Here is a 20,259-nt window from a genome sequence, read left to right on the forward strand (position 1 = left end):
TGGACTACAGCGGTTTCTTTTGACGCAATTCGACGCCATTCTTGATCGCGACGATTTCCGCCAGCAGCGACAAGGCGATTTCCGCCGGGGTGTGGCTGCCGATGTGCAAGCCGATGGGCCCGTGCAGCCGCTCGATGGCTTGTGCTGACAAGCCTAGCTGAGCGAGGTTGTCCCGGCGCTTCTGACTGTTGACCCGTGAGCCGAGGGCGCCCACATAAAAAGCCCTGGAATCCAGGGCGGTGAGCAAGGCCATGTCGTCCAGGCGCGGGTCATGGGTCAGGGCAACGATCGCGGTGCGCTCATCGGTCTCGATGTTCAGCACCGCCTCGTCGGGCATGCCCGGAACAAAGCGGCCATGCTGCTCTTCCCAACCGTAGACGAATTCCTTGCGCGGGTCACAGATCAACACCTCGAAATCCAGCAACCGGGCCATTTCCGCGACGTAACGCGACAGCTGTCCGGCGCCGATCAGCAACAGCCGCCAGCGCGGGCCATAAATCGCCCGCAGCTTTTTGCCATCGAACACCAAGGCATCGCTTTTGCTCGCTGGTGTCAGCACCACAGCGCCGGTCGCGATGGTCAATTCCCGGGCAACTATTTCGTGGGCCTCGCACCGCGCCAGCAACTCCGCGACCCAGCCTGGATCGCCGACTCGCTCCTCTGTCAGGCGCAAGGTGCCGCCGCACGGCAAGCCGAAACGCGCCGCTTCCTCGCGGGTGACACCGTAGGTGATGAGCTGCACGGGCGGGCCATCCGCCGGAATCCGGCCGTCGTGCAGCCGGGCGATCAGGTCATCCTCGACACAACCGCCCGATACCGAACCGATCACTACGCCGTCTTCGCGCAGGGCCAGCATAGCCCCCGGAGGTCTCGGCGCGGTGCCCCAAGTCTGGACCACGGTGAACAGCACCACCCGCTGCCCGGCGCGACGCCATTCCAGCACGCTGCGCAGCACGTTCAGATCAACGCTGTCCATCAGGCTTTGGCCTGCTGCCAGCCTTGCAACTGGTAACGCACAGGCAGATCACGGATGCGCTTGCCGGTGGCGGCGAAGATTGCGTTGCACAATGCCGGCGCGATCGGCGGCACGCCCGGTTCACCAACGCCCCCCAGCGGCACTTCGCCCGGCGGAGTGACCAGGTGCACGGCTACTTCCTTGGGTGCCAGGGACATGCGCGCCACTTCATACATGTGGAAATTGTCCTGCTGGACCTTGCCGTCCTTGAAGCTGATTTCCCCGACCATCGCGTTGCCCAGGCCCATCACGCAGGCGCCTTCGAACTGCGAGCGGATACGCTCGGGATTGATCTGCGGCCCACAGTCCACGGCAATGTCCGCCTTGTGCACGATTATCGTGCCGTCATCCTTGACCTCGACCTCAATTGCCGCGGCCACATAGGTGACGAAGCTGTAGTGCACCGCCAGCCCCAAGCCTCGGCCCTTGGGCAATTCACGGCCCCAGCCAGCGGCCTTCGCGGCAGTCTCCAGCACGGTGCGGATCCGCGCCGTATCGATGGGATAACGCTCGGGCGATTCGCCGTAGTTCCAGCTGTCGTTCTGGCTGTTGGGGTTGATCCTGCGGTCCGGGCCGAGCAACTTCAGATGGTACTTGAGCGGGTCCTGGCCGGCCTTGTGGGCCAGTTCGTCGATGAAGCTCTGGATCGCAAAACCATGGGGAATGTTCGACACCGAGCGATACCAGCCAACGCGGGTGTGGGCCACCGCCTCGGGGTTCTCCAGGCGCAGGCTGGGAATGGCATAGGCCATGTTGGTCACGCCCATGCCCACTTCGAACGGCGCTTCGTGGGTCATGCCCGGCGCGAACAGCGCGGTGATGGTTGGGGCCACGGTGCGATGCAGCCAACCGGAGGGCAGCCCGTCCTTGTTCAGGCCGGCCTTCAGGTATTCGGCCGATACGGTATGGAAATACGAGTGATGAATATCGTCCTCGCGGGTCCATTGCACCCGAACCGCCTGGCCGGGGAATTCCTTGGCGAGCACCGCCGCCTCGACGACGAAATCGGGTTTGGACTTGCGTCCGAAACCGCCGCCCAGCAACGTGATGTTTATCGTGACTTTGTCGAAAGGGATGCCCAGGCGTTCGGCGACGCGCTCGCGGGTGACCTGGGGTGCCTGGCTCGGTGCCCAGGCTTCGCATTGACCGTCCTTGAAGCGGGCGACCGCGACCATCGGCTCCATCGGTGACTGGGACAGGTGCGGCAGGTAGTAGGCAGCCTCCAACGTCGAATCGGCTTTGGCCAGTGCGTCGTCAAGATCGCCAGTGCTATGCAGGACTTTGCCCGGTTTCAGAGCAGCCGCTTGCAGTTCCTTGCGGTAGGCGATGGAGTCATAGCCGGCGTTCGGGCCATCGTCCCATTCGATTTTCAACGCTTCGCGGCCCTTGATCGCCGCCCAGGTGTTCTTCGCTACCACCGCCACGCCGCCCAGCGGCTGGAACTCAGAGGGCAAAGGGCGTCCTTCGATCTGCACCACCTTGATCACGCCCGGCACCTTCAACGCCGCGCTGCTGTCCACGCTCCTGACCTTGCCACCATAGACCCGTGGGCGGGCCACGACGGCGTAGAGCATGCCGTCGAAATGCACATCGGCACCGAACACCGCTCGGCCGTTGACAATGTCCGCGCCGTCGATGGCACGGCTCGCTTCCTTGCCAATGTAACGAAACTCCGACGGCTGCTTGAGGCGCAGGCTGTCGCGGGCCGGAACCGGCAAGGCCGCCGCGGCGGCGGCCAACTCGCCATAACCCAGTTCGCGCCCCGAAGGCTGATGCACCACTTTATGCAGTTGCGCACGGCATTCGCCCACCGGCACTTTCCACTGGGTAGCGGCGGCCGATTCAAGCATGGTTCGGGCGGCGGCACCGCAGCGGCGCATCGGCTCGTACCAGTGACGCATGCTGCGCGAGCCGTCGGTGTCCTGGTTGCCGAAGCGCGCCTCATCAGCCGGCGCCTGCCTGACCTTGACGAGCGCCCAGTCGGCGTCGAGTTCGTCGGCCACCACCATGCTCAGGCTGGTGCGCACCCCCTGGCCCATTTCCGAACGGTTGCAGATCACCGTGACGCTGCCGTCGGCGGCAATGCTCACGTAGACCTTGGGGTCGTCGACCGCACCATGGGGCATGCCCTCGGCGCCGAATTTCTTCTCTTCGGCAAAGGCCTCCGGCAGCCCCCAACTGGCGGCCAGCACCAGCACGCCCGTGGCGCTGGCGCCCCTGAGGAAACCCCGACGACTGAGGTTGCTCAGCACAAAATCATTCGGCAAGCGGCTCATGCCTTGGCCTCCTTCAGGTGAGTGGAGGCCTGACGGATCGCGGTCTTGATCCGGTTGTAGGTGCCGCAGCGGCAGAGGTTGCCGACCATGGCCTCTTCGATCTGTTCATCCGTCGGGTTGGGGTTGGTCTTGAGCAATGCCGTGGCGGACATGATCTGCCCGCCCTGGCAAAAACCACACTGGGCCACGGCGGTGTCCAGCCAGGCCTTCTGTACCACCTGGCCGACCGGGTCGACGTGAAGCGCGTCGATGGTGCTGATGTTCTGGCCCTTCACCGAGCCGATCGGCGTGATGCAACTGCGCGCCGGGGCGCCATCGATGTGGATCGTGCACGCGCCGCACAGGCCCATGCCGCAGCCGAACTTGGTGCCGTTGTAACCGGCCACATCGCGGATTGCCCACAGCAGCGGCATGTCCTCGGTGACATCCAGTTGATGATCTGTTCCATTGAGTTTCAGGGTAATCATGGGCACGCCCGCATTCGTTTCGAGTTATGGGGGTCGAGCAATCTGCCGTTTGGTGATCGGTTCGGTGTCGCAGACTGGCTCAGGCTGATCCGGCTCTCTTGTGCACACGTCAACAGCGTCTGCACCGGGCCTTGGGGATGCGTATGCTCGCATCGTCAGCCAATTAAATTAACCCAGGAACAAGCAAAACGCCCTGCACAATCCTGCACGAATGAGCGTGTGCAGGTCATGCAGGGCGTTTTTTGTTCACGCAGGGCCAAGCGCCCGTCAGTACCGATTCGGCTCCATCTCCAGATCGACCTGGAAACGTTCGGCAATGTCCTTCTGGATCCGTTGAGCCAGGTCCAGCAATTGCAGGCCCGTGGCGTTGCCATAATTGACCAGCACCAGTGCCTGCAACTTGTGCACGCCAGCGTCGCCCTCGCGAAAGCCCTTCCAGCCGGCCCGTTCGATCAGCCAGCCGGCAGCGATTTTCATCTGCCCCCCAGGCTGTGGATAAGCCACCAGGTCGGGGTATTGCAGCTTGAGATGGGCCACGTGGGTGGCGTGCACCAACGGGTTCTTGAAGAAGCTGCCGGCGTTGCCGAGTACGGCGGGGTCCGGAAGTTTTTCGCTGCGGATGCTGCAAATCGCCCGGCTGACGTCCGAAGGCGTTGCCTGATCGATGCCTTGCTCGCTCAGGCGCTGGCGGACCGGGCCGTATTCCAGGTGCAGATGCGCGACACGACTGAGGACAAAACGTACCCGCAGGATCAGCCAGCGTCCCGCCTGCTGCTTGAACAGGCTGTCGCGGTAGGCGAAGGCGCATTCTTCAAGAGTGAAGTCGCGCAACTCGCCGTTATGGCGATCCAGCGCGGTAAGGCCGGCGAAGACATCCTTTATCTCGACGCCGTAGGCACCGATATTCTGCATCGGTGCCGCCCCTACCGTACCGGGAATCAGGCTGAGGTTCTCCAGCCCCGACCAACCTTGCGCCAGCGTGTGCTGGACAAAAGGATGCCAGGGCTCCCCGGCCTCGGCCTCGATCACCACGCGTTCGCCGTCGTCGCTGAGCAGGCGGATCCCCCGACTGGCCATGCGCAACACCAGCGCGTCGATGTCGTCGGTCAATAGCAGGTTGCTGCCGCCGCCGATCACCAGCAACGGCAGATCATGCCCGGCGGCATAGACCAGCGCCTCGCGGACATCGGCATCGCTGTGGGCCTCGGCGAACAACCGTGCGGCGACGTCCACGCCAAAGCTGTTGAACGGCTTGAGGCTGACACCGGCCTGGACATGCAAGGTCATAACCGCCCCCTCACTTCGATGACCAGACGATCCGTGGCCTGTTCGATCAGGTCGAGCACCTGCTCGAAACCCTGTTCGCCGTCGTAGTACGGATCTGGGACATCATCGAGCTCAGCCTCGTAGCGACGCAGGAACAGATCGAGCTCGGCCTTGCCACTGGCCGGTTGCAGTGCCTTGAGGTTGCGCAGGTTGTTGCTGTCCATCGCCAGGATCAGGTCATAGGCGGCGAAATCGGCCCGGGTGACTTGCCGGGCCCGCTGGGCCGACAGATCGTAGCCACGTCGCAGGGCCGCGGCCATGCTGCGTTTATCCGGGGCCTTGCCGACGTGCCAGTCACCGGTACCGGCAGAGGCGACTTCCACTTGCCCCTCCAGCCCGGCTTCGCGCAGCTTATGGCGCAAAATGCCTTCGGCGGTGGGCGACCGGCAAATGTTGCCAAGGCAGACGAACAGAACCCGCATCAAGCCTCCAGCAGGCGACGAACGCGCTCGAGGTCTTCGGGGGTGTCTACACCGGTTGGCGGCGCAATCAGCGCATCGGCGACATGGATCCGCACGCCATGCCACAACGCTCGAAGTTGCTCGAGGGCTTCGGTGTTTTCCAGCCAGCAGGGGCCCCAAGCGACGAAGTCCTGAAGGAAACCGGCGCGGTAGGCATAGATGCCGATATGGCGACGGTACGGCACGCCTTCGGGCAACACGTCGCGGTCCTGAGCGAATGCCTCTCGGGCCCAAGGCAAAGTGGCACGACTGAACGTCAGCGCCAGGCCGTTGAGGTCGCTGACCACCTTGACCACGTTGGGATTGAACAGGGTCTGCACGTCCTCGATCGGCTCGGCCAGGGTGGACATGCGCGCCTCTGGGTGCGCCGCCAGGTTCGCGGCGACCTGATCAATCACGCTCGGCGGGATCAGCGGCTCGTCACCCTGCACGTTGACGACGATGGCGTCGGGCGCCAGACCGAGTTTCCCAGCCACTTCCGCCAGGCGGTCAGTACCGGAGTTGTGATCCTCGCGAGTCATCACCACTTCGGCGCCAAAGCCCTGGCAGGCCTCCACGATGCGCGCGTCGTCCGTTGCCACCACCACACGCTGGGCGCTGCTCTTGCAAGCCTGCTCCCAGACATGCTGGATCATCGGCTTGCCGGCGATCAGCAGCAACGGTTTACCGGGCAAGCGCGTGGAGGCAAAGCGCGACGGAATGACAACGGTAAAAGCTGTATTCATTTATCCAGGCGCTCGTCGGTGGTCAGGGTACGGGCTTCGCTTTCGAGCATCACCGGGATGCCGTCGCGAATCGGATAGGCCAGGCCGGCGCCCTTGCTGATCAGCTCGGTCTTGTCGGCACTGAGCTTGAGCGGGCCTTTGCAGACCGGGCAAGCCAGGATGTCGAGCAGTTTGGTGTCCATGAAATTCCCCTGGGTATAACGTTTTAAGGCAAGAGCCGATCCGGCAACAGGCGCATCAGCTGCGTATCGAACCAGGCCTCGAAGGCTGGCGAAGGCGCTGCGTCAACCGCCAGGTACCACCAGTCGGGCGCGGCGAAGGCACGGCATTTGACCGCGTCCTTTTCCGTCATGACCACTGGCAATGACGGTTCGAAATCGAAGGCCTGGGCACTGTATTCGGCATGATCGGCAAACCCGTGCGGTACAGGCCGCCAGTGTAGCGTTTCGAGGGTCTTGAAGAAACGCTGGGGGTTGCCGATGCCGGCCACGGCATGCAGAGCCTGGCCGGGTGGGAAATGGTTGAGGGGGCGCCGCTCGCCGCTGGCCAGATTGATCAGCGCGGTCGGCCGCAACTCGAACGCGAAGCCATCCTCGCGATCGACGCTGGCGCCGTTGAACAGCACGGCGTCGACCGAGCGCAGGCGCTCCACCGGCTCGCGCAACGGACCGGCCGGCAGGCAACGGCGGTTGCCCAGGCCACGGGCGCTGTCGATCAATACCAGTTCGAGGTCACGGGCCAGGCGGTAATGCTGCATACCATCGTCGGACAGGATCAGGTCCAGCGGCTCGGCGTCCAGCAGCGCCCGGACAGCGCGGCTGCGATCAGGATCGATTATCAACGGCACGCCGCTGCGCTGGACGATGAGCAGCGGTTCGTCGCCCGCGATGTCGGCGCCCTGCTCGGCCTCGACTCGCCATGGCAATTGCGGCGGCCTGGCGCCGTAACCCCGGCTGACCACGCCGACCCGTAGGCCACTGCGCTGGCAATGCTCGATCATCCAGAGGATCAATGGCGTCTTGCCGGTGCCGCCGACGGTAATGTTACCCACCACAATCAGCGGCACCGGCGGCTGGTAGATCTCGCCCTCGCCCGCCAGGAAGCGCTCGCGCTTGCCGATCACTACGCGTCGGTACAGCCATTCAAGCGGGCGCAGCAGCACCAGGGCGGGATGCCCCTTGTACCACGCGGCAAGCAATCGATCGGACATGGCCATCAAGGTGCCGGCGCCGCCTCGATCGTGGTCATGCGCAGGTGGCTGAAGCCGAGCTTGCCAGCCGCGTCCATGGCGGTGATGACCGATTGGTGAGGCGTCTTGCCGTCGGCGCTGATGGCCAGCGGCAGGTTGGTATCACCGCCGGACTCCCTCTGCAGCGCCTCGATCAGGCTCGCCAGGTCGCTCTTGGGCAACAACTGGTTGTTCACCGAGAACGCGCCCTCGGCGCTGATGGTGACTTCCAGGTTTTTCAACTGCTGGTCCTCGGCCGGCGAGCCACTCACCGCTTGCGGCAGCTCAACCTTCAACTGGGTTTCCCGGGTGAAGGTGGTGGTCACGACGAAAAACAGCAGCAGGATGAACACCACGTCGATCAGCGACGCCAGGTTGATCTCGATATTTTCCCGTGGTTTGCGGCGGAATTTCACTTCTTGCCCCCGGCCAGGTCCACGTCACGGTCGCCCTGCACCACCTCGACCAGCTTGATGGCTTCCTGCTCCATGCCCACCACCAGCTCGTCGACGCGGCGCTGCAGGAAGCGATGGAAGAACACGGCCGGGATGCCCACCATCAGGCCCGCGGCGGTAGTGATCAGTGCTTTGGAAATACCGCCCGCCAGCACGGCGGCGTTGGTTGTCATGCCGGAACCGGTGAACGCGCTGAAAATGTCGATCATACCCAGGACCGTGCCCAACAGGCCCAGCAATGGCGACATGGCCGCGATGGTCCCAAGGGCATTGATGTAGCGCTCCAGGTCATGAATGACGCGCGCGGCGGCCTCCTCGATGCACTCCTTCATGATCTCGCGACCATGCTTGGAATTCGCCAGGCCTGCCGCGAGGATCTCCCCCAGCGGCGAGCTGGCTCGCAGCTCCTTGAGCTTGTCCTTGTTCAGCTGCTTGTCCTTGATCCAGACCCAGACCTGCCCGAGCAGATGCTCCGGGGTCACGCGGCTGGCCCGCAGGGTCCACAGGCGTTCGGCAACGATACCCAGTGCCGCGATGGAACTCAGAATGATCGGCAACATCATCCAGCCGCCGGATTTGACCAATTCCCACACAGTGACAGCCCCCTCGAAAAAGTGCGCCACTTTATCATACAGACTCGCTGTGCAGGCCCGCCCTGCCGACAACACGGCAAGAACGCTGCGCCAGATCAATGCTCCGACGCTGGCCCGGCAGGCGGCGGATCACGCCAGTAACGGCGGATGCCCGCCTGCCCAAGCGCAGGCGTAAAGGCGCCGAGTTGCAGACGAATGGCACCTTGTTCGGCACTGTCGTAGATCGCCATGCCCAAGCGTCGATAACGCTCCATCACCCACGGATGGGGATGGCCGAACGCATTGTTGCGCCCCCGGGAAATCAATACCGAATGGGGCTCGAGGCGCGCCAGCAGCGCCATCGACGATGAGCTGCGGCTGCCATGGTGCGGCGCTGCCAGCCACTGGGTCGGCATCGCCAAGGGACTGTCGAGCAAGGCCCGTTCGGCATGGGTATCGATATCTCCGGTCAGCAGCAACCGCTCGCCACCGGCCTCGACCAGCAAGACACAGGATTTCTGGTTGCTCTCGACAGCCGATGCCCAGCGCCACAGTTCGAACCTCACCCCGTCCCATTCCCAGCTTTCGCCGCTATTGCACGCCCCCGCCTGCAGATCGACGGGCAGCGCCTCGGGATCGCCGCTGACCACCCGACGGGTCGGCAATCCCTTGCGTACGGCTTGTGCACCGCCGGCGTGATCGGCATCGGCGTGACTGAGCAGCAGCATGTCCAAGGTACGCACACCGAGCCTGTGCAAGGTCGGCACCACCACGCGCTCGCCCGCATCGGCGTCGCCAAAACGCGGCCCCGCGTCATAAAGCAAGACGTGCCGCTGGGTGCGCACGAGGATCGCCAGCCCCTGGCCGACGTCCAGTTGCCAGATTTCGGCTTGCCCGTGGGGTACTTCTTCCCGTGGGGGAAAAACCATCAGCATCAGCATCGGCCAACCCAGGATCCGCAGCGGTACGCCCTTGGGCACCAACAGCAGCGCAGTGCCGAGCGCCGCCACGCACCAGGCCCACAGCGGCACCGCGGGAGGCACCCAGGCTGGCATCTGCCCGGCTGCCAGCGCGAGCGCCTTGAACAGCAGATCGAGCAAGCCGCCGGCAATCCAGAGAAGGCTCTCGCCTATGTAAGGTATCGGTAGCAACGCGGTGCCAAGCAAGGCCGAAGGCAACACCAGCAGACTGACCCAGGGCACCGCCAGCAGATTGGCCAACGGACCGCTGAGGCTGACCGGCAGCCCGAGGATCAAGAGTAGCGGGCACAACCCGAGAGCAATCAACCACTGGGCGCGGGTCCAGGTCTGCCACCAACGCCAGGGGCCCAGGCGACCGCCGAAGGTAAACATCAGAATGGCCACCGCGGCGAACGACAACCAGAACCCCGGCCGCAGGCTCGCCAGCGGATTGAGCAGCAGCACTGCCAGGAGCGCCAACAGCCAGGCTTTCCAAGGATCGGCCTGGCGAAAGCGCAAGCGCCACAGCAGCACCAGTCCGATCATCACACAGGCCCGCCGCACCGGCACTTCGAAACCGGCGAGCAGGCCGTAACCCAGCGCCGCGGTGAACGCCAGCACGCACGCCCAAGGCAGCCATGGCAACCACGCCGGCCAGACACCATGACGCGCCGCGCCGGCGACCAGCAGGTATACGAGGCCGGCGAACAGGCCGATGTGCTGCCCGGAAATGACCAGCAGATGGATCGTGCCGGTGTCTTGCAGCACCTGCCAATCTTCGCGACTCAACCCGGAGCCATCGCCAAGGACCAATGCCATCAGCGCCCCGGAACGCCCTTGGGCATCGACTTTCGCCAATGCCTGGCGCACCCCGTCGCGCCAGGCGCCCTGGGCCGGTTGCAGGCGTCGCCCTTGCTTGACGCTGCCGGTCGCGCCAATGCCGCGGCTCAACAGCCACGCCTCATAGTCGAAGCCATGGGGATTGAGCAGCCCCGCGGGTCGCTTGAGCTTTACCGCCAGGCGCCATTTCTCACCGCTGCTGACCGGCGGCCCACCATACCAGGCCAGGCGCATCGAGGTTGGCAAGCGCGTGCGCCTTGACTGGATATCGGCCAACTCGAAACGCACCGTTCCATCGCCGTGTTGCGGCAAACCGACGACCCGCCCTTCGACCCAGCGCGTCTCGCCGTCCAGTGCGAAGGGCAACCGTCCGTCCAGTGCATGGTGTGCGGCGAGGCTCGCCCAGACCAGCCCGAAGAGGAAGCAACCCGCCGGGTACAGGCGAAACGGCAGTACCATCAACGCCAGCGTCGCCATGGCTGCGATCAGCCATGGCGACGGCAGTACCGGTAGAAAAACCGGGGCCAGCAGCCCCAGTGCAAGCGCGACCATTGCCGTGCGCATAAGCCCATCCTTGAGAGTCCCTCTCCAGGCTTAGCCGGTGCGGGGCACCGTGGGCGTTAACAATTGTCACAAAGTCTGAATCTCCCGGTTGTAGAATCCGGACATACTTGCGGCCTTACTGCTTTGACCCGACCGAGAAGCCTTATGCCCCGGCGATTATTCAAACGTTACATGCCTGACCCCGCGAGCATTCGGGAACATAAATCCTTACGCTTTCTCGGCACCCTGCTGCACGATCCCAACCTCTGGCACCTCAATCGTCATTCGGTGGCGCGGGCGATGGCCGTTGGCCTGTTCGCCGCTTTTCTGCCGATACCGCTGCAAATGCTCCTGGCCGCCGCGCTGGCCGTCACGGTTCGCGGCAACATCCCGATCGCGGTAAGCCTGGTCTGGCTGACCAACCCCATCACCATGCCTGCGGTATTCTTCTGCACCTATCAGACCGGCGCCTGGCTGATGGACGTTCCAGCCCGGACGCTGCCGGACGAATTGACCTGGGAGTGGATCACCAACCAGCTGTCAACGTTGTGGCAGCCGTTTTTGCTGGGGTCGGTAGTCACTGGGTTGGTGCTTGGAGTCTTGGCTTATTTCGTCACCATGGCGTATTGGCGATGGTGGGTTGCCAGGCAGTGGCGGCGGCGCAAGCGCAGCCGGATGAGAGAAAAGCTGGACTGACCGCGTTTCACCCCCAGACACGACATTCGGGGGTGATCCGAAGCCCTTGTGGGAGCGAGCCTGCTCGCGAAGAGGCCATCACATCCGACATCTGCATCGGATGATGTTCAGCCTTCGCGAGCAGGCTCGCTCCCACAGGTACGACACTTCAGACACGGACAGTGTCAGGTACGCATCCCTCGCCCACTCACCAGCAACCGTGCACAGCTCACATAAAGCACCACGGTCGCCACTAGCATGAAGGTAATTGCAATACTGATGCGAATGTCCGAAACGCCAAGGATCCCGTAGCGGAAAGCATTGACCATATGCAGCACCGGGTTGGCCAGCGATACGGTCTGCCAGAACGGTGGCAGCAGGGAAATCGAGTAGAACACCCCGCCCAGATACGTCAGCGGCGTGAGCACGAACGTCGGGATGATGGAGATGTCATCGAAGTTTCGCGCGAACACCGCGTTGATGAAGCCCAGCAGCGAAAAGATCGTCGCCGTCAGGACCACCACCAGGATCGTCACCCCCAGGTGATGCACCTGCAGATTAGTGAAGAACAGCGACAGCAGCGTCACGATCAGGCCGACCGCCAGCCCGCGCAGCACGCCGCCCAGGGTGAAGCCGATCAGGATCGTATGGGGTGAAACCGGTGAAACCATCAGCTCTTCGATGGAGCGCTGGAACTTGCTGCCGAAGAAACTCGATACCACGTTGCCGTAGGAGTTGGTGATCACCGACATCATGATCAGCCCCGGCACAATGTAGTCCATGTACGTGAAACCGCCCATGTCGCCGATCTGCCGGCCGATCAGGTTACCGAAAATCACGAAGTACAGGACCATGGTGATCGCCGGGGGCAGCAGGGTCTGCGGCCAGATCCGCATGAAGCGCCGGACTTCACGATAGACAATGGTATTGAGGGCGATGAGGTTGGGGCGCAGTTCCGAACTCATACTCATACCGCCACCTTCGCCAGGTTTTTTTCCACCAGGGACACGAACAACTCCTCAAGGCGATTGGTCTTGTTGCGCAGGCTCAGCACTTCGATGTTTTGCACGGCCAGCTGGGTGAACAGCCCGGTGATACCAGCGGACTTGTCGACCTGGACTTCCAGGGTATGGCCGTCGAGCAGGCGAGCCGGATAACCCACCAGCTGCGGCGCGGCGCTCAGGTCATGCTTGAGATCCAGCAGGAAGGTTTCCACATGCAGCTGACTCAGCAACTGCCGCATGCTGGTGTTCTCGACGATGGTGCCGTGGTCGATGATGCCGATGTTGCGGCACAGCTGCTCGGCCTCTTCCAGGTAATGCGTGGTGAGGATGATGGTGATGCCTTTCTGGTTCAGCTCCGTGAGGAAGGTCCACATCGAACGACGCAGCTCGATGTCCACGCCGGCGGTGGGTTCGTCGAGGATCAGCAGGCGCGGTTCATGCACCAGCGCGCGGGCAATCATCAGGCGTCGCTTCATGCCGCCGGACAACGAACGGGACGGCACATCGCGCTTGTCCCACAAGCCGAGCTGGGTCAGATACTGCTCGGCGCGCTCGTTGGCGATCTTCGGCGGGATGCCGTAGTAGCCGGCCTGGGTCACGACGATGTCGAAGGTCTTTTCGAACTGGTTGAAGTTGAATTCCTGGGGCACCACGCCGATGCAGCGCTTGAGCGCGGCGGGCTCGCGGTCCAGGTCATGGCCGAAGACGTTCACCGTCCCGCCGGATTTGTTCACCAGCGTGGAAAGAATGCCGATGGTGGTGGATTTGCCGGCACCGTTGGGGCCCAGCAAGGCAAAAAAATCACCTTCGGCGACATCCAGATCGATACCACTCAGGGCCTGGAAACCGTTGCCGTAGGTTTTGGTTAGCTGCCGTATGGACAGAGCGGAACTCATATCGGATTACGCACCAAGAAGGGGAGGAAGAAGAATAGATAAGGGCCGGCGGCAAGCAATACAACCACGGCGCATGAAGGCAATGGTGCGTGGCGTCGCCGCACAAGTACAGTGAAGTGTGTCGATAGTAAGTATTAAGTCAACGCGGTCATGACGGCCTTGCGATAAGCCGGACGCTGCTGGAGCCGCGCGTACCAGGCCTCCAGCCGAGGCAATGCGGCGCGCTCGATGGGCATCTCGAACCAGGCATAAATGAAACTGCCCAAGGGAATGTCGCCCATGCCGATTTCGTCACCGCAGAGGTAAGGCTGTTCGCCCAGGGCTTGCTCCACCATTGCCAGCAACTGGTCGCACTCCTTGATTGCCGCATTGATGGCCGGCCAGTCCTGCTGCTCGGCCGGGGTGCGCAGCACGCCCCAGAACACCGTGCGAAACGGAGCGGCAAAGCTGGACGTGGTCCAGTCCATCCATTTTTCAGCGCTGGCCCGGGCCTGTATGTCATCGGGATACCAGGCCGAGCCTGAGGCATGGCGAGCCGCCAGGTAACGCACGATGGTATTGGATTCCCAGAGCACGAAGCCGTCGTCTTCTATCATCGGAACCCGGCCGTTGGGATTTTTCGCGCGGTACCCGGGCGTATCCACCACGCCAAACGCGCCGCCCGCGTCGATGGCCTCGTAGGCCAGCCCCAGCTCTTCGGCACACCACAGCGCCTTGCGCACGTTCGACGAATTCTTCCGACCCCAGATCTTCAGCATCACGGCTTCCTCAATGGATAAATGCCGCAGCAGCATACGCCGGATCAACCGCGACTCAAATCACCCCTGCACGTCGCCGAGCAATAACGGCGTTTCAGCCAAACAATGGCGTTTTCTCACCTGACCAACGAACGATTTCCTACCGGTGTTGCCAACCAGACTGGCGCAATGCATCCAAGGTTTCCCACGAAATCAATCACATCGCGCCGACCGCCGGTTTTACAGAGGACGTCTAAGCTCTGAGGGTCGGTCTTGCCCTGGTTCACGGAGGATTATTTATGCTGTTGTTGTGGATACTGGTTCTGGTCGTCGGGATAGCCTGGCTGGCTCACCGCCGCACCGCCCCGCTGCCAGCGCTGGGCATCGTTGCGGTCTACCTGTTGGCGATGGGGATCTTCAGCCATGCGCCCGGGTGGCTGCTGCTTGTCCTATGGCTGGTACTTGCCGCCGTTGCAGCCCCGCTGTTGCTACCTGACCTGCGCCGCAGATATTTCAGCGCGCCGATGTTCGACTGGTTCCAGAAAACCTTGCCACCGATGTCCGAGACCGAGCGCGATGCCATTGATGCCGGCACGGTGTGGTGGGACGGGGAATTATTCAGCGGCCGGCCGGACTGGGACATGCTGCTGGCCTACCCAAAAGTGAAACTGACTGACGAAGAGCAGGCATTTCTCGACGGTCCAACCGAAGAACTCTGCGCGATGGTCAGCGACTGGCAGATCGGCCAGGCCATGGACCTGCCGCCCGAAGCCTGGGCCCATATCAAGGAACATGGTTTCTTCGCCCTGATCATTCCGAAGGAATACGGTGGCAAGGGGTTTTCCGCCTACGCCCATTCCCAGGTAGCGATGAAACTGGCGACCCGCAGTGGCGACCTGGCGTCCACCGTGATGGTCCCCAACTCCCTCGGCCCGGCGGAACTGCTGCTGCACTACGGCACCGATGAACAACGCAACCATTATCTGCCGCGACTGGCCCGGGGCGACGATATTCCCTGCTTCGCCCTGACCGGGCCGCTGGCCGGCTCCGATGCGGGGGCGATGCCCGACACCGGGATCATTTGCAAAGGCGAATGGCAAGGCCAGGAAACCATCGGCCTGCGCTTGAACTGGGAAAAACGCTACATCACCCTCGGCCCCGTCGCCACCCTCCTCGGCCTGGCCTTCAAAGCCTATGATCCCGACCACCTGTTGGGTGAAGAAGAGGACCTGGGGATCAGCCTGGCGCTGATCCCCACGGATACGCCCGGTGTCAATATCGGCCGCCGTCACCTGCCTCTTGGCGCCGCCTTCATGAACGGACCGAACTGGGGCAAGGACGTGTTCATCCCGCTGGACTTCCTCATCGGCGGCCAGGCCATGCTCGGCAAGGGCTGGATGATGCTGATGAATTGCCTGTCGGTCGGGCGCTCGATTTCCCTGCCAGCGGTAGGGACCGGCGCGGCGAAGTTCACCAGCCTGGTCACCGGCCAGTACGCCCAGGTAAGGGAACAATTCAACGTGCCGTTGTCCGCCTTCGAGGGCATCCAGGAAGCCATGGCACGTATCGGCGGCAATGCCTGGTTGATGGACGCCGCACGCATGCTGACCGCCAACGCGGTGGACCTCGGCGAAAAACCCTCGGTACTCTCGGCCATCCTCAAGTACCACCTGACCGAGCGCGGCCGCGAGTGCATCAGCCACGCCATGGACGTGCACGGCGGCAAGGGCATCATCATGGGGCCGAACAATTACCTGGGCCGCAGCTGGCAAGGTGCGCCGATTTTCATCACGGTCGAAGGCGCGAATATCCTCTCGCGCAACCTGATGATCTTCGGCCAGGGGGCGATTCGCTGCCATCCGTTCGTATTGAAGGAAATGGCCCTGGCAACTCGAGAAGACAAAGACCAGGCATTGGTCGAATTCGACGGGTTGCTGCTCAAGCACATCGGTTTTGCCATCGGCAACGCCGCCAGCACCCTGGTCCTGAACCTCGGCCTGGGGCACTTCGACAACGTGCCGGGCAATGCCCTGGGCCAAGGGTATTTCCGTGCCCTCAACCGGCAGGCGGCGGCATTCGCCTTGCTGGCGGACCTGAGCATGATGCTGCTGGGTGGCGAACTCAAACGTCGCGAACGCCTGTCGGCCCGCCTGGGCGATGTATTGAGCAACCTTTACCTGGCCTCGGCGGCGCTCAAGCGCTATCACGACCTTGACTCGCCAGACCATATGGCGCCGCTGTTTCGCTGGGCCATGGAGGAAAGCCTGGGTCAATCGGAGCGGGCACTGGACGAACTGCTGGTCAACTTCCCGAATCGGCTGCTGGGCGGCCTCTTGCGAGTGGTGGTGTTTCCTTTCGGCCGCCGTCACAAGGGACCGAGCGACAGGCTGGACGCCGAGGTGGCTGGCGTTATCGGCCGCGCCAAGGGCGATCCGACTCTGGAAGAGCTGCTCCAAGGCTGTTATCGCCCGCAGTCGGAAGAGGACCCGGTGGGTGCGCTGCAACATGCTGCCGACCTGCTGGCCGCCGCCCAACCGCTTCATAAAAAGCTCCATGGAGCGCTCAAGCAGGGTCAACTCAGCCCGGCGCCCGGCGAACCTATCATCGATGCGGCCCTGGAGGCGGGTATCCTGCAAGCCGGTGAGGCGCAGACCCTGCGCGCAGCCGAAGCGGCACGCCGCAAGGTCATCGATGTGGATGATTTCGACAAGGAGGAACTGACCCTCGCCGAGGCCAAGGTGCGGTGATGCTGGCAGCGATCTGATCGATAGCATGTAAAAGCGGGCGCAGGAGCTTTATACTCCTGCGCCCGTTTTGCTCTTGAGGACTTATCTCGTGTCCAACGTCGTTGCCGATCACCTCGTCTTGCTTGACCACTTGCGTAGCATCCTGGTCGCCGTGGGTGAGGCCGAACAGGTTCCCGAAGAAAGCCATGCGCTGTTCCTGGAGCGCTTTGACGAATTGCGTGCGCAACTGCCAGTCGACCCGATCGAAAGCCAGTACCTTGGCCAGGACCTGCTGTGCCAGGTGATCGTGCGTTATCCACAAATCGCCCACCTGGTGCCCCGAGACCTGCTGTGGTATTTCGGCGGCGATTGCCTGCACTACATGCCCGACGAAGAGATCGCCCTGTACCAGGCCCTCGAGGAACGTCGTTTCGAAGCCGAGCAAAACGACGAGCCGTTCGACTGGAACCAGGAAAAACAATTGCTGGCCATGTCTGATCAGGACAGCAAGCACTGATTGCAAACAGCACGACCAAGACCCGCATGGCTTAAAAACTCTGCGGGTCTTTTTTTGATCTTTTATCGAGCCAGGTTTGGCAGTGCGCGCGTGGTACTTAGCCTTGAGGGCTGAAAAAGACTTTTTTCACGCGCATAAAAAAAACGCCACTCGATGAGCGGCGTCTTTTTAAATTTGGAGCGGGAAACGAGACTCGAACTCGCGACCCCGACCTTGGCAAGGTCGTGCTCTACCAACTGAGCTATTCCCGCAAATGGCGTCCCCTAGGGGACTCGAACCCCTGTTACCGCCGTGAAAGGGCGGTGTCCTAGGCCACTAGACGAAGGGGACACGCTAACTGGAACACATGGTGTGTATCCCAGTGCCCAAATCCGCATCCGAAGATGTCGGCTCTGGTTTCACTCAGCCCTGCCCGAAAGCAACGCTGTTTAAAATTGGAGCGGGAAACGAGACTCGAACTCGCGACCCCGACCTTGGCAAGGTCGTGCTCTACCAACTGAGCTATTCCCGCATTGGCGTCCCCTAGGGGACTCGAACCCCTGTTACCGCCGTGAAAGGGCGGTGTCCTAGGCCACTAGACGAAGGGGACACACGTACAACATTCACTGCTTATCGCGTTTGGCTGAGTGCTTTACGCTGTAAGTGGCGCGCATTCTATGGATGGATTGGAGGGTCGTCAACCCCCGAATATAAATTTATTTAAATCAATGACTTCGCCCGGTTTGAGGAGGATTCGCGGATTTTCCCCGTCCGCTCTCTGGCGCCTATATTCTGTCGCCCGCCAAGGGGTTATAGTCGCGCCCGACAAATAGTGGCAATGTGCATCTACTCCGCTACGCGCCGCGTGAACAGTACGTCGCCCGTCTAATCGCGTCGCTCGGGCCTATGCGCTTAAAAGCCAAGCCACTACACTCATGACATGCGAACGCTAATAAAGAGGTCTTACCGGTGACACCACTCATGATCACCCTGCTCGTCGTAGCCGGGATCGCACTGTTGATCGCCATTGGCTACATGAACCATGTGGTGGAAAACAACAAGCTGGAAAAGGCCCGCACCAAAGTCGAACTCAACGACCGCTTGCGGCGTTGCGGCGAGCTCACGGAAACCTTCCCCGGCCAGTTGATGACCCCGGCCCTGAAGTTGCTGATGACGCGCCTGGAGATGAATGTCTGCCAGCGCTTGCTCAATCTTGAAAAGTCCAACGCTGCGGTCAAGGCTCGCCTGGATGAACTCTCCGCATTGGCTGCTCAGGGTGAGTCGATTCCGGTAAGCAACCCGCCGGCACCGATACAAACCGAGGCCAAGGCCAAGGATGTGCGGTTTCTGCTCGAAGCGTTGCACGGCCAGATCACCCGCGCCGCGCAGGATGGCTTCCTGCCGCCCAACGAGGCCAAGCGCTGGATCCGTGAAGTGCGGCACCTGCTGGTGCTGCTGCACATCGAGTTCTTTAACAATCTCGGTCAGCAAGCCTTGCAACAGGAGCAACCGGGGCAGGCCCGGCTGGCCTTCGAGCGGGGCGTGCAATACCTGCGCAAACAGCAGGAGCCGCAGGTCTATGCCGAACAGTTGGCCTATCTGGAGAAGCTTCTGGCCCGCGCCAACGCCCAGGTCCTGGCCAGCACCCAGCCGGTCGAGGGCGAGGTTAACCAGTTGACTGAAGGGTTGAAGGAAGACGAAGCGAACGACGAGTGGAAGAAGAAGAAAGTCTACGATTGAGTTCGGACTGATAGGCCGCCCGTTTCTTGTGCAAACACATTTCTCTGTGGGTGGGAGCGAGCCTGCTCGCGAAGAGGCCAGCACATCCAGCATCTCAGTGCCTGACACGCCGCCTTCGCGAGCAGGCTCGCTCCCACAGGGTCTGGTGTCGCACATGATGCAGCGCATACCGAAGATCCAATGTAGGAGCGAGCCTGCTCGCGAAGGCGATCAGTGCAGCCCCACACTCACAACCTGAAATGCCCCACCATCCCCTTCAACTCGCTCCCCAGCTGTGCCAGCTCAATGCTTGAAGCGGCATTGCCCTGCATGGCCATGGACGATTGATCGGCGCTGGCACGGATACTGGTAACACTGCGGTTGATCTCTTCAGCCACCGAACTCTGTTGCTCGGCTGCCGCCGCGATCTGTTGGTTCATCTGCTGGATCAACGACACCGCCGCCGCGATGCTGCCCAGTGCGCTTTCGGTCTGCAGCGCATCGCTGACGGCCATTTTCACCAATTCGCCGCTGCTCTGGATCTGTTGTACGGAGGCCTGTGCGGCCGAGCGCAGGGCGCTGACCAATCGCTCGATTTCCTCGGTGGACTGTTGCGTACGCTTGGCCAGGGCTCGTACCTCATCGGCCACCACGGCAAAACCCCTGCCCTGCTCGCCCGCCCTGGCCGCCTCGATAGCGGCGTTGAGCGCCAGCAGGTTGGTTTGTTCGGCGACGCTCTTGATCACGCTCAGCACCGTGCCGATGTTCTGTATCTCGGCGCTGAGGCTTTCGATGCTGGTGCTGGCCGACGTGGCCGAATCAGCCAGTTGTTCGATACGCACCATGCTCTGGCGCACCACCCGCTGGCCGCTTTCAACCTTGTCGTCGGCGGTCTGGGCTGCTCGCGCGGCCTCTTCGGCGTTGCGCGCCACGTCATGCACGGTGGCGGTCATCTGGTTCATGGCCGTGGCCACCTGCTCGGTTTCCTCCTTCTGGCTGCTGACTTCAAGGTTGGTCTGCTCGGTCACGGACGACAGCGACTGTGCCGAGCTGGCCAATTGCTCGATGCCGGCCTGCAAACCGCTGACGATGCTGCTCAAGCCGGCCGCCATCTGCTGCATGGCCAGCATCAACTGGCC

19 protein-coding genes and 4 tRNA genes are annotated in these 20,259 nt (G+C 62.4%); 4 read left to right on the forward strand and 19 right to left on the reverse strand.

Annotated elements, in window-relative coordinates:
- Positions 1-4: 4 nt before the first annotated feature.
- The 11 genes from J3P96_RS20315 to J3P96_RS20365 all read right to left on the reverse strand — a co-directional run bounded on the left by J3P96_RS20315 (position 5) and on the right by J3P96_RS20365 (position 10,888).
- Positions 5-976, reverse strand: coding sequence for an XdhC family protein (locus J3P96_RS20315; protein ID WP_434653211.1), 972 nt, complete (start codon positions 974-976; stop codon positions 5-7).
- Positions 976-3,291 (reverse strand): molybdopterin cofactor-binding domain-containing protein, encoded by a 2,316-nt coding sequence (locus J3P96_RS20320; protein ID WP_434653213.1) that lies wholly within the window; start codon positions 3,289-3,291, stop codon positions 976-978. The genes J3P96_RS20315 and J3P96_RS20320 overlap by 1 nt, the downstream gene beginning before the upstream one ends.
- Positions 3,288-3,758, reverse strand: coding sequence for a (2Fe-2S)-binding protein (locus tag J3P96_RS20325; RefSeq protein ID WP_305501323.1), 471 nt, complete (start codon positions 3,756-3,758; stop codon positions 3,288-3,290). Before J3P96_RS20325 ends, J3P96_RS20320 begins: the two co-directional genes overlap by 4 nt.
- Before the next feature lie 267 nt (positions 3,759-4,025).
- Entirely contained in the window at positions 4,026-5,045 is a 1,020-nt protein-coding gene (murB, locus tag J3P96_RS20330; protein WP_434653215.1) for a UDP-N-acetylmuramate dehydrogenase, read from the reverse strand.
- Entirely contained in the window at positions 5,042-5,506 is a 465-nt protein-coding gene (locus J3P96_RS20335; RefSeq protein WP_434653217.1) for a low molecular weight protein-tyrosine-phosphatase, read from the reverse strand. Before J3P96_RS20335 ends, murB begins: the two co-directional genes overlap by 4 nt.
- Positions 5,506-6,270 carry a 3-deoxy-manno-octulosonate cytidylyltransferase gene (kdsB, locus tag J3P96_RS20340; protein ID WP_434653219.1) on the reverse strand — a complete coding sequence of 255 codons (765 nt, stop codon included), beginning with the start codon at positions 6,268-6,270 and terminating at the stop codon, positions 5,506-5,508. Before kdsB ends, J3P96_RS20335 begins: the two co-directional genes overlap by 1 nt.
- Positions 6,267-6,452 carry a Trm112 family protein gene (locus tag J3P96_RS20345; RefSeq protein ID WP_003179363.1) on the reverse strand — a complete coding sequence of 62 codons (186 nt, stop codon included), beginning with the start codon at positions 6,450-6,452 and terminating at the stop codon, positions 6,267-6,269. Before J3P96_RS20345 ends, kdsB begins: the two co-directional genes overlap by 4 nt.
- A 23-nt stretch (positions 6,453-6,475) precedes the next feature.
- Entirely contained in the window at positions 6,476-7,486 is a 1,011-nt protein-coding gene (gene lpxK / locus J3P96_RS20350; RefSeq protein ID WP_434653221.1) for a tetraacyldisaccharide 4'-kinase, read from the reverse strand.
- Positions 7,486-7,914, reverse strand: a complete 429-nt coding sequence (locus J3P96_RS20355) for an ExbD/TolR family protein (protein WP_434569368.1) — start codon at positions 7,912-7,914, stop codon at positions 7,486-7,488. Before J3P96_RS20355 ends, lpxK begins: the two co-directional genes overlap by 1 nt.
- A complete protein-coding gene (locus J3P96_RS20360) occupies positions 7,911-8,546 on the reverse strand; it encodes a MotA/TolQ/ExbB proton channel family protein (protein ID WP_305496069.1) in 636 nt (211 codons plus the stop codon). Before J3P96_RS20360 ends, J3P96_RS20355 begins: the two co-directional genes overlap by 4 nt.
- A gap of 95 nt (positions 8,547-8,641) precedes the next feature.
- Positions 8,642-10,888, reverse strand: coding sequence for a DNA internalization-related competence protein ComEC/Rec2 (locus tag J3P96_RS20365; protein ID WP_434653223.1), 2,247 nt, complete (start codon positions 10,886-10,888; stop codon positions 8,642-8,644).
- Between the two features lie 144 nt (positions 10,889-11,032).
- Between J3P96_RS20365 and J3P96_RS20370 the strand changes: the two genes are divergently transcribed.
- A complete protein-coding gene (locus J3P96_RS20370; RefSeq protein WP_434569369.1) occupies positions 11,033-11,563 on the forward strand; it encodes a DUF2062 domain-containing protein in 531 nt (176 codons plus the stop codon).
- A 164-nt stretch (positions 11,564-11,727) separates the two neighbouring features.
- Here the strand turns inward: J3P96_RS20370 and J3P96_RS20375 are convergent, their stop codons facing one another.
- From J3P96_RS20375 to J3P96_RS20385, 3 genes are all read right to left on the reverse strand, one after another.
- Complete coding sequence (locus J3P96_RS20375; RefSeq protein ID WP_434574258.1) at positions 11,728-12,507, reverse strand: ABC transporter permease; 780 nt, start codon at positions 12,505-12,507, stop codon at positions 11,728-11,730.
- A 2-nt stretch (positions 12,508-12,509) separates the two neighbouring features.
- Positions 12,510-13,442: an ABC transporter ATP-binding protein gene (locus tag J3P96_RS20380; protein ID WP_305496072.1), complete on the reverse strand. Its 933-nt coding sequence runs from the start codon at positions 13,440-13,442 to the stop codon at positions 12,510-12,512.
- A 134-nt stretch (positions 13,443-13,576) separates the two neighbouring features.
- On the reverse strand, positions 13,577-14,200 hold the full coding sequence (locus J3P96_RS20385) for a glutathione S-transferase family protein (RefSeq protein WP_434653225.1): 624 nt from the start codon (positions 14,198-14,200) through the stop codon (positions 13,577-13,579).
- 278 nt (positions 14,201-14,478) lie between these two features.
- Between J3P96_RS20385 and J3P96_RS20390 the strand changes: the two genes are divergently transcribed.
- The gene (locus J3P96_RS20390) at positions 14,479-16,926 is read left to right on the forward strand and encodes an acyl-CoA dehydrogenase (RefSeq protein ID WP_434653227.1); all 2,448 of its coding nucleotides are present in this window, start codon (positions 14,479-14,481) and stop codon (positions 16,924-16,926) included.
- Positions 16,927-17,014: 88 nt separating this feature from the next.
- Positions 17,015-17,422 (forward strand): PA2817 family protein, encoded by a 408-nt coding sequence (locus J3P96_RS20395; RefSeq protein ID WP_305496075.1) that lies wholly within the window; start codon positions 17,015-17,017, stop codon positions 17,420-17,422.
- Positions 17,423-17,597: 175 nt separating this feature from the next.
- Here J3P96_RS20395 and J3P96_RS20400 read toward each other — a convergent pair.
- The 4 genes from J3P96_RS20400 to J3P96_RS20415 form a co-directional block, all read right to left on the reverse strand.
- A tRNA-Gly gene (locus tag J3P96_RS20400) sits at positions 17,598-17,673 on the reverse strand.
- A 3-nt stretch (positions 17,674-17,676) separates the two neighbouring features.
- Positions 17,677-17,752, reverse strand: a tRNA-Glu gene (locus J3P96_RS20405).
- 105 nt (positions 17,753-17,857) lie between these two features.
- Positions 17,858-17,933, reverse strand: a tRNA-Gly gene (locus tag J3P96_RS20410).
- Positions 17,934-17,935: 2 nt separating this feature from the next.
- Positions 17,936-18,011: transfer RNA gene (locus J3P96_RS20415), tRNA-Glu, on the reverse strand.
- Between the two features lie 371 nt (positions 18,012-18,382).
- On the opposite strand from J3P96_RS20415, the gene J3P96_RS20420 reads away from it, so the two are divergent.
- Entirely contained in the window at positions 18,383-19,141 is a 759-nt protein-coding gene (locus J3P96_RS20420; protein ID WP_305496076.1) for a hypothetical protein, read from the forward strand.
- A gap of 227 nt (positions 19,142-19,368) precedes the next feature.
- Here the strand turns inward: J3P96_RS20420 and J3P96_RS20425 are convergent, their stop codons facing one another.
- Positions 19,369-20,250 (reverse strand): methyl-accepting chemotaxis protein, encoded by an 882-nt coding sequence (locus J3P96_RS20425; RefSeq protein WP_434658281.1) that lies wholly within the window; start codon positions 20,248-20,250, stop codon positions 19,369-19,371.
- Positions 20,251-20,259 lie beyond the last annotated feature (9 nt).

Source organism: Pseudomonas sp. R3-56 (assembly GCF_051132075.1).
Taxonomy (GTDB): domain Bacteria; phylum Pseudomonadota; class Gammaproteobacteria; order Pseudomonadales; family Pseudomonadaceae; genus Aquipseudomonas.

Excerpts from the sequence above, each read along its gene's own strand:
- J3P96_RS20335 (WP_434653217.1), bottom strand. The coding sequence starts at position 5,506 with ATGCGGGTTCTGTTCGTCTGCCTTGGCAACATTTGCCGGTCGCCCACC.
- kdsB (WP_434653219.1), bottom strand. The coding sequence starts at position 6,270 with ATGAATACAGCTTTTACCGTTGTCATTCCGTCGCGCTTTGCCTCCACG.
- J3P96_RS20365 (WP_434653223.1), bottom strand. The coding sequence starts at position 10,888 with ATGCGCACGGCAATGGTCGCGCTTGCACTGGGGCTGCTGGCCCCGGTT.
- J3P96_RS20390 (WP_434653227.1), top strand. The coding sequence starts at position 14,479 with ATGCTGTTGTTGTGGATACTGGTTCTGGTCGTCGGGATAGCCTGGCTG.
- murB (WP_434653215.1), bottom strand. The coding sequence starts at position 5,045 with ATGACCTTGCATGTCCAGGCCGGTGTCAGCCTCAAGCCGTTCAACAGC.
- J3P96_RS20370 (WP_434569369.1), top strand. The coding sequence starts at position 11,033 with ATGCCCCGGCGATTATTCAAACGTTACATGCCTGACCCCGCGAGCATT.
- J3P96_RS20315 (WP_434653211.1), bottom strand. The coding sequence starts at position 976 with ATGGACAGCGTTGATCTGAACGTGCTGCGCAGCGTGCTGGAATGGCGT.
- J3P96_RS20385 (WP_434653225.1), bottom strand. The coding sequence starts at position 14,200 with ATGCTGAAGATCTGGGGTCGGAAGAATTCGTCGAACGTGCGCAAGGCG.
- J3P96_RS20325 (WP_305501323.1), bottom strand. The coding sequence starts at position 3,758 with ATGATTACCCTGAAACTCAATGGAACAGATCATCAACTGGATGTCACC.
- J3P96_RS20375 (WP_434574258.1), bottom strand. The coding sequence starts at position 12,507 with ATGAGTTCGGAACTGCGCCCCAACCTCATCGCCCTCAATACCATTGTC.
- J3P96_RS20320 (WP_434653213.1), bottom strand. The coding sequence starts at position 3,291 with ATGAGCCGCTTGCCGAATGATTTTGTGCTGAGCAACCTCAGTCGTCGG.
- J3P96_RS20380 (WP_305496072.1), bottom strand. The coding sequence starts at position 13,442 with ATGAGTTCCGCTCTGTCCATACGGCAGCTAACCAAAACCTACGGCAAC.
- lpxK (WP_434653221.1), bottom strand. The coding sequence starts at position 7,486 with ATGGCCATGTCCGATCGATTGCTTGCCGCGTGGTACAAGGGGCATCCC.
- J3P96_RS20425 (WP_434658281.1), bottom strand. The coding sequence starts at position 20,250 with ATGCTGGCCATGCAGCAGATGGCGGCCGGCTTGAGCAGCATCGTCAGC.
- J3P96_RS20420 (WP_305496076.1), top strand. The coding sequence starts at position 18,383 with ATGATCACCCTGCTCGTCGTAGCCGGGATCGCACTGTTGATCGCCATT.
- J3P96_RS20345 (WP_003179363.1), bottom strand. The coding sequence starts at position 6,452 with ATGGACACCAAACTGCTCGACATCCTGGCTTGCCCGGTCTGCAAAGGC.